Below are 7875 nucleotides of genomic sequence, written 5' to 3' on the forward strand. Positions count from 1 at the left end.
CAGGCCGAGCAGCGCGAGCAGGGTGCTCTTCCCCGATCCCGACGGCCCTTGGACGGCCACCGTCGCCCCCGCCTCGACGACCAGATCCGCGTGGACCAGCCCGCCCCCGGAGTCGTAGGTGAAGGACAGGGCCTCGGCTTCGACGGCGGGTGGTGGGGCGGTGGGCATACGACGGTGTCCTTGTCTCGTCAGGGGGCTCGTCGGGTTCTCGTCGAGGTCGCGTCAGGCCAGGAGGTAGTACGCGGCCCGGGTCGCCTCGGCGGAGGCGACGCCGCCGGGCGCGTCGGCGTACAGGTCGGGGAACTCGGGGTCCCGGTAGCGCTCCAGCTGGGCGGGCAGCCCGTCCCAGAACTCCTGCGGGACGTTCTGCCCGGCGGCGAGCGCCGCCTGGACGGCGTCGGAGGCGGCCGTCAGCCTTCCCGTCCGCAGGGCGGCACCGGCCTGCGCGACGAAATCGGTTCCCGCGCCGAGCCGTTCGGCCTGGGCCGAGCAACCCGCGTCGGCGAGCACCGTCACCTCGGGCGCCCGCGCCGCCGCGACAGCCGTACGGCGGCACCCGAGCCCGAACTCGGCCCGCGCCGCCAGCGCGCCGTACCAGCCGCGCCGGTTCCCGGTCGTCAGCCGCGCGGGCACCGTGAGCGCGGCGGCCTCCGCCCTGCCCCGTGCGGCCTGGGGTCCGCAGTCCAGGTCCAGCCGGTGGCACACCATCGCGAGCAGCACACGGTCGGACGGGTCCAGCGCGGGGTCGGCGCCGAGCTGCCGCAGCCGCCGGGTCAGCCACGGCGGTACGTCCTTCTGCCGCGCGCTCGCGGTCAGCGCCCGTACGGCGTTGTAGGTGGCGGTCAGCGTGCCGAGCTGGGCGGGCGACTTGGCGACGAGCCCGTCGCCGCGCACCTCGGCCACCGGGGCGGGCAACGCCCCGCTCCCGCCGAGCGCCCGCCGGACCAGCCACCGGGTCTGCGGATCGGGGTCGGCGAGCGCGGGCCGCAGACACTCCCGCGCGACGGTCCGTTTCCCGAGCAGGGACACGGCGGCCAGTTGCATGGCGTCCCCGCACTCCCCGGTACGACCGGTGCGCAGCACCCGCGTCCCCTCGGCCCGTACGCCGGCCTCCGCGAGCGCTTCGACCGCGTACAGGACGGGTACGGCCCGATCAGCGCGCCCGGCGTCGGCGGCGAGCCGCTCCAGCGCCTCCCGGGGCACGTCCGCGCCCCGGCCCAGACAGCGCGCCGTCCGCAGGAACGCGGCCCTGGTCGCGAGCGAGGTCAGCGCGTCGTCGTCCGCGTCCGGGGCCTTCAGGTAGGCGAGCGTCTCGCTCTCGGCGCGCTCGCGGATCCCGGCTCTGCTCAGGACTGCGGCGGCGGATCCGGGGAGTGGTGCGGAGGTGGGTCGGGGTGCGGAGCCGGGGCGGGATTGCGAGCCGGGGCGCGGGCCGGATTCCGAGCTGAGGCCGGGTTCGGGTTCTGGCGGCTCGGCGAGGGCGAGACAGACGTAGTGCGCCCGCCAGGCCGGGGTGTCCAGCCGGTCGTCACGTGCGAGGCCCGCCAACGCGTCCGGGTGGACCGGGGGCGGGGTTCCTTTCCCGACTCCGGCCTCAAGACGGCCGTACGCCGTCGGGTACAGCGCCGGATCCCGGCCCACCTCGGCACGGCCCGCCCGCACCAGGTCGTTGGCGCCCCGCAGGGCGTCCAGTTGCCGGGCGAGGTCCTCGCCGGGCCGCGCGGGCCGCTCGACCTCGCCGCCGTCCAGCATCACGACGCCCAGCACCAGCGCGGCGAGCGCCGCACCCGCGCCGGCGAGCATCCCCTTGCCGGCCATCAGTCGTTGGCACAGGCCGAGGCGAACGCCTTGACTCCGGCCTTGAAGGCGCCCCCGTCCGAGCACGTGGTGATACTCGTGTTGATCGAACCCCCGGGATCCGCGATCCCGCTGATGTCCGCGATCCACGTGTTCTCGTTCGTCCAGCTGACCTGCCGGGTGTTCTCACTCACCTGCGTACCGCTCGGACTCAGCGCCAGCGTCGCCTGCCAGCCGTTGGCCTTGACGGTCGCCATGTTCGTGATCTTCCGGACCTTGTACTTCTTGCCGCCCTTGAGGGTCTTCGTGGACGTCTTGAACGAGCACTTGTCCGCGTAGACGTTGCAGTGCCAAGCGTTGACCTCCACCTTCGCCCCCGTCCCCGGCAACGGCGTCGACCCCGTGTCCGAAACAGCCACCCCCGGCCCCGCCACGCCCACAACCAGACACCCGGCCACTCCGACAGCCAACAGCCCGTTCCGCACCTGCTTCTCCCCGCTGCTCTTGCGGCCTGCATGCGCGGCTCGCATATCTGCCGGCAAGGTGCCCGGATCCGCACGCCGACTCAACAACGCCAATCGGCCGAAACGAGATGTATGGATTCGGGCAAAAAGCCATGAAATTCAGGAAGCAGGCATATCTCGACCACCGAATCACTCTCCGAAGGCTCGACTTCCAGCCACTCTCCACAGCCTTCTTTCACACTCAAGCAGTACCCCCCGGAACATCGCCGGACCGGCGACAGGAACCCTCCCCACCACCTGGTTGAGCATTTCGAGGCATTCCTCTGCACAGAACTACACTCAGCGGCATGGCTAGTGACGTGACCGTGTCGACCTCGGCAGAGCAGCGGCAAGAGCTGGAGTCCCTGGGAACCGAAGTCCGCTTCCCCGCCAACCACGTGATCTTCTGGCAGGGGCAGCCCTCCCGCTCCGCACTGATCATCCGAAGCGGAAACACTGCGGTGACACAGACCGCCCTCGACGGCTCCGAAGTACTGCTCGCCGTCCGCGGCCCGGGTGAACTCATGGGCGACGAGGGCGCCTTGACGGGTGAACCACGCTCGGCCACGGTCAAGGCCGTGAGTGATGTCGTCGGTCTGGACATCACCGCGGAGGACCTCGTGGCGTTCGTCGACCGACACCACCTCTGGCCGCAGATGTACCGAAGCGCCGTCCGCCGCAGACGGGAGTCGGACAACGAGAGAGCCACACTCTCCCGTCTCGACGTCACACGCCGTGTAGCCCTCATGCTGCTCGACCTCGCGGCGGGAGCAGGCAGAGAAGTCGACGGGCGGTGGGAGATCGGCGTGACACTCTCCCAGCAGGAGCTGGCCAGCCGAGTCGGCGCATCCCGGGAGGCGATCACACTCGCCCTGCGCAAACTCCGCGACCGAGGGCTGGTGACAACAGGCAGGCACAAGTTCGTAGTGCTCGACCTCGACAGGCTGCGCGCACTGGCCAACGACCAGGACTGAGTTCGGTACGAGTATTTTTACGCAATCATCTACGCAATAAAACTCATCCTGCTACTCTCGACGCACCTGCGCGGCACCGACCGCACCCAACCGTGCGAAAGAGGGTTCCATGCCTGGCGAATTGGGACCGTTCCAGGACATATGGAACGCCTGGCTCGAAGTCGAGAACGAGATGGAACGCAAGCCCATCTCGCACTTCGAACGTGCCGCACAGATCCAGTTCGACGAGCTCAGAGGCCACCTGGAGGCAGGTGACGATCAAGCCGCCGCACGCGAGATGGTGGATGTCATCAGCATCGCCCTCAACGCACTCCGCAAACTCGGCTACTCGCCGGCCGAGATCGCGGAGATCGCCCGCGACCGCGCCGAGACCCGGATGTCGGGCCAAGCTCGACAGATCTTGGCCAAGTACGAACAGATCCACCACATTTAATCGCCAGTGGACGACACAGTCATCATCTCGATCCTCGCCATGGCAGGCGTGATCTCAGTACTTCTCTTCGCGCTGAAAGGGCTTCTGGACCAGTTTCCCGACCTGATCGACTCAGCCAGTCGCACCCGTGACGCCTGGCGACGGTTCCGGAACTCCAATGCCGCTTCGTCCGAACAGACGCCGCGGCGCCCGAGTCGACAAGAAGACTCGGGCGCCGCGCAGCAGGCTGAAGAGGACTCCGCCCACGAACCGTAGGCCCTGTGGGACTCGAACCCACAACCAATGGATTAAAAGTCCTGGCCAAAGCTTGCTGGGTGGTTCCGGACGGTTCTTCGGTGCCCGGAACCACCTGGTCAGGACACATCCGGAATGATCGCCAGTCTGTCAGGTCTCGGCCCGTGCCAACCCGTCCGCTCACGCAGAAGAAGTCGGCTGCGCAGCACGTTCAGCAGCGATGTAGGTGCGGCGCACGTAGTTCGGGGGCCGCTCTTTCGCTTACAGGTCGAATAGTGCGTCGCCCGCGTCCGATGTTGCCTTCAGCGCCCTCGTTGCTTCTGTGGGAACGGGGAGAATTCCCGCTGCGGTCAGGTCCGTCACCGTGATCAGTGGGCCTGCGCACACATCATTGAAGAGATCGGCCTGTGCTGGCTCCTCTCGCACGAGCAGGCCAAGGACATTCAGCAACTCCAGCAGTTCCGTTGTCCATGAGGGAAGCCAGCGCCGAGCGAACTCATGGTCCAGTTCGAGGCGTCGCTTGCCGGCGGGGTTCCTCCGTCGGTAGCCGAACCACTTGTCGAGAATGTTCATCCCGGACACTTCGTACTCCCGGACCGCACGAGACACCGGACTGATCCGTCCACTGCCTACCCACAGATCCTGTGTCACTGGGTCGTACGCCAGCTTCTCCGGCATGGTTTCCACATCGTCTGGAATCTCCTCAACGCATCGGGGACGGTCGCGTGGCAACAACACCCTGCCGTACGGCCTTCCGGCCGTCTTGTCGGCATATCGCTCGCCGTAGGTGTGCAGCCACAAGACTCGCTGGCCGATGGCAATCGCCCGCTCCCACAGGTATTGGTCAGTGGTTAGAGGTATTCGGGCGCCCGGAACCTCAAGGTCTTCCTGGAATCGAGCTGTGTACTCCGGGTGGGACGCGATCGCGGCGATGTAGGCCAGCAGGTCTTCTGCGACGACTGATACGCCGAGGCGCCCGGAGAGCAGAGGGAGCAGCCCGGGCGTGACGTTGGGCAACGTACCTGCGGCGTTGCGGTAGAGAGGACGGGCGCATCCGCTGCGGTTGTTGAAGTAGTGCATATCAGGAATGAGGGCGCTGAAGACCAGTGCCGGACCGTTGACCACCGGGTGGGCGTTCTGCTCAACGGTGTAGATCTGACGGTCGCTGCGAACACGCCAAAGGTCCGCTCTGCCTCGCTCCATCAATCGGCTGTCGGGCAAGACGTATTGCCGGTCGAACGAGCGGAATCCAATGCGCACCGTTTGAGGGTCTGTCCTGTGCTCGGCGGCGAGCGGTATCCGCCCGTGAGACTCAACTCCTGGCAGGGGCGGGACCTTGTCTGAAGGCGCCCGCTCACCAGAGCGTCCGAGCATCTCGGCGCGTCTCTCGGTATCTGCGGCGAGTAAGCGCTGCCACCGTCTATGAAGTGTGTCCTCGTCCGGTGCGTAGACCCACATGCGCCCAGGTGTGACGCCACGAGACGACCACGGCATCAGATCTCTCAACTGTGGGCAGGACTCCCACAGGTCGCTGCCGGGTGGCAGAAAGGCGTCCGTCTCACCTGTGGCGCACTCACGCCATACGGGGTCGTCGAGCGTGAGTGTCGTCAGGCGTTCAATCTTCTCGTCTCTGCGCCCGCCGACCTTGAGGTGTCTTACCTTTGCAGTTTGCTGATCTGTCCGTGGCCTGGGGCTGTCCCGCCATCGCACGAAGATCGCGATGCACAATTCCTGGGCCACCTCGGGGAAGATCCGGGTCGCGACATCCGCACGTTGGCCCTCCGGGCTCAGGTCGACAATCCAGCCTTCGTCGGCGGTTTCGCGTAGATAGCGCCGCATTCCGGCGAACGCCCGGCCCTTGAGCCATGCCTTCGGCGTGATCAGCGCGACCACACCGAATGGCACGTCGTCGTGTGCGTCGAAGACCTTCCAGGTGGCCCAGCGCCAGAAGTAGACGTAGAGGTTGGCGATCTTCGACTCGTACCTGCCGTTGCCAGGTTGCCGGAAGGCCCCCAACGGAGCCGGGATGTCCGCCTCGGGCTCCCCTCGTTCCACCCACTTACCGGCGCCCCGTTTCACGGCGTCGTGAGGCGGGTTGCCCATGACGACCATGACACGCTCGTCCCGCTTGACCTGGTTGGCCTGGCGTCGGGATTCCGCGAGCGCCCGGTAGGTGTGGGGGATCCAGTTGAACTCGGCTGTCGGGCTGTCCAGGGCATCAGCCACCAGCAGCCTGAGTCCCTGGGCGGGGGCCGCGGACCCGTACTGCTTGAGCATGGCGTGCATGCGTAGTTCCGCGACAGCGAACGGACCGACCTGCATCTCGAAACCGACCAGCCGACGTCCCACCATCTCTCGCAAGCGTGGGCCCACCGCACCTGGGCCCTCTGCCTCGGTGATGGTGTCGGCGGCAAGCTCCAGCGCCGACAGGAGGAAGGTGCCGGTGCCCATGGCTGGGTCGACAAGGACCACATCGGGAGAAGCGAAGCCGGACGGGATACGGAAACCCTCCCGTTTCAGGACGTCCTCGACGAGCCGGGCCATGGCCGAGACGATGCCACGCGGTGTGTAGTACGAGCCTGTGCGTATCCGCAGGTCGGGGTCGTAGATCTGGAGAAAGTGTTCGTACAACAGGAAGTAGGCGTCCCCGGTGCCATCGTCCAGCACATCCCATCTGACCGCGCCGATGACCCGAAGCAATGTGTTCAGCGTGGTGGACAAGCCGGCAACAGAGTCGCCGGCCAAGACATCCAGGGCCTGCCCCATCAACGAGTGCTTCTTGCCGAGCTTCGTGGCGATCTCATGCACGGTCTCCCCTTCGAAATTGATCTCCTCCACCCTGGCGAGCAGCAGTGCGAACACCACTGCCTGACCGTATTGCTCGACGAACTGGGCGTCGGTTGCTTCCGGAAACAGCAGGTGTCGCCAGTCCTTGGCGAGTGTCGTGAACGCCGGTGGACGTCGACGGCTCTTCTCCTGTGCGATCGCTTCTCCGACCTCTTCCGACAGAAGTTGGCAGAGCCCGGCGACTGCTCGGATGAGTTGACTCGTGGTACGAGGTGTCTGCGGCTCCCAGGTCAGGAAATCGCGCAGCACCCGCGCGAGTGTCCCGTCGGCGGGGGCAAGCCGGGATCCAGAGGTGAGAACCGAGCCCTTCATATGGGCCACTTCACCAACCCGTTGGCCCTCTTGATGGACGGAGAATTCGTTCCCGTCACAGAGCAGAACGTTGTTGAGCAGCCGTAGTTTCGCCCACTGTTCGGCGTTGCGGCCTGTGTAGTCAGACGGGTCTGCCTGGGTGCCCGGCTTCTTGAGCTCGATGTAACCGACGAGGGCGCCCCCGACCTCGACGGCATAGTCAGGGCGGGCTCCCATGTCGACGAGTGGGACTTCGCCGATGAGGGTGACGTCCAAACCCAGCCCGCGACATATGGACCGGATCATGTTCTCCATCGGTCCCCGCAGCTGGTCTTCCTGCCACCCACTGCCTCTCAGCTTCGGCGTGACCTCCGCCCCAAACGTCGACACGGCGGCCTGCACCGCTTGCTCGAAGCTGTCATGAGTCCTGCGACGGGACCCCATACCGCCCCCATCCCCAAGGTGGGCAGATGCGGCCGACGTCAGGTCGGTGCGGTCACCTGCCGCACCCTGCTCCCCGTCGGGGCCAGACTTTTCCGGCCCCCGCTGTTCCATGACGGTAGGAGGGGAGCGCGGGGCGCCTGGAGGGTGCATTCGGGGGCGCACAGAAGCACCAATGTCATCATCCTGCGACGGCGACGCCCGCTCGCCTTCCGGCTCGACCCGCAGGCCATCACGCCAGGCGTGGAAGTCAGCCAGGTGCGGCAGCGCTCACTCCCACTGCCGGGTAGCCCATCCGTCGCGGAAGAGCCCCCCCCCGCCCCCCCCCCCCCCCCCAGCATGCCGTAGCCGACGA

Annotated in this window: 7 protein-coding genes; 3 read left to right on the top strand and 4 right to left on the bottom strand. The window is 66.9% G+C overall.

What is annotated here, in order from left to right:
* The 3 genes from AOK24_RS19315 to AOK24_RS19325 all read right to left on the bottom strand — a co-directional run.
* Positions 1 to 168 (bottom strand): ATP-binding cassette domain-containing protein (locus AOK24_RS19315; protein ID WP_159051925.1); only part of this gene is annotated, 168 nt, incomplete at its 3' end.
* A gap of 54 nt (positions 169 to 222) precedes the next feature.
* The gene (locus AOK24_RS19320; protein WP_055721321.1) at positions 223 to 1818 is read right to left on the bottom strand and encodes a hypothetical protein; all 1596 of its coding nucleotides are present in this window, start codon (positions 1816 to 1818) and stop codon (positions 223 to 225) included.
* The gene (locus tag AOK24_RS19325; protein ID WP_240554002.1) at positions 1818 to 2165 is read right to left on the bottom strand and encodes a hypothetical protein; all 348 of its coding nucleotides are present in this window, start codon (positions 2163 to 2165) and stop codon (positions 1818 to 1820) included. The genes AOK24_RS19320 and AOK24_RS19325 overlap by 1 nt, the downstream gene beginning before the upstream one ends.
* A gap of 443 nt (positions 2166 to 2608) precedes the next feature.
* On the opposite strand from AOK24_RS19325, the gene AOK24_RS19330 reads away from it, so the two are divergent.
* The 3 genes from AOK24_RS19330 to AOK24_RS19340 all read left to right on the top strand — a co-directional run bounded on the left by AOK24_RS19330 (position 2609) and on the right by AOK24_RS19340 (position 3962).
* Positions 2609 to 3274, top strand: a complete 666-nt coding sequence (locus AOK24_RS19330) for a Crp/Fnr family transcriptional regulator (RefSeq protein WP_063799480.1) — start codon at positions 2609 to 2611, stop codon at positions 3272 to 3274.
* A 109-nt stretch (positions 3275 to 3383) separates the two neighbouring features.
* Positions 3384 to 3707 carry a hypothetical protein gene (locus AOK24_RS19335; RefSeq protein ID WP_133258228.1) on the top strand — a complete coding sequence of 108 codons (324 nt, stop codon included), beginning with the start codon at positions 3384 to 3386 and terminating at the stop codon, positions 3705 to 3707.
* A 6-nt stretch (positions 3708 to 3713) separates the two neighbouring features.
* Positions 3714 to 3962 carry a hypothetical protein gene (locus tag AOK24_RS19340; protein ID WP_055721325.1) on the top strand — a complete coding sequence of 83 codons (249 nt, stop codon included), beginning with the start codon at positions 3714 to 3716 and terminating at the stop codon, positions 3960 to 3962.
* Between the two features lie 240 nt (positions 3963 to 4202).
* Here the strand turns inward: AOK24_RS19340 and AOK24_RS19345 are convergent, their stop codons facing one another.
* Positions 4203 to 7634 (bottom strand): type ISP restriction/modification enzyme, encoded by a 3432-nt coding sequence (locus AOK24_RS19345; RefSeq protein WP_159051926.1) that lies wholly within the window; start codon positions 7632 to 7634, stop codon positions 4203 to 4205.
* Positions 7635 to 7875: the final 241 nt, after the last annotated feature.

The organism is Streptomyces niveiscabiei (genome assembly GCF_001419795.1).
In the GTDB taxonomy this organism is placed as follows: Bacteria; Actinomycetota; Actinomycetes; order Streptomycetales; family Streptomycetaceae; genus Streptomyces; species Streptomyces niveiscabiei.

Excerpts from the sequence above, each read along its gene's own strand:
- AOK24_RS19320 (WP_055721321.1), bottom strand. The coding sequence starts at position 1,818 with ATGGCCGGCAAGGGGATGCTCGCCGGCGCGGGTGCGGCGCTCGCCGCG.
- AOK24_RS19335 (WP_133258228.1), top strand. The coding sequence starts at position 3,384 with ATGCCTGGCGAATTGGGACCGTTCCAGGACATATGGAACGCCTGGCTC.
- AOK24_RS19330 (WP_063799480.1), top strand. The coding sequence starts at position 2,609 with ATGGCTAGTGACGTGACCGTGTCGACCTCGGCAGAGCAGCGGCAAGAG.
- AOK24_RS19345 (WP_159051926.1), bottom strand. The coding sequence starts at position 7,634 with ATGGAACAGCGGGGGCCGGAAAAGTCTGGCCCCGACGGGGAGCAGGGT.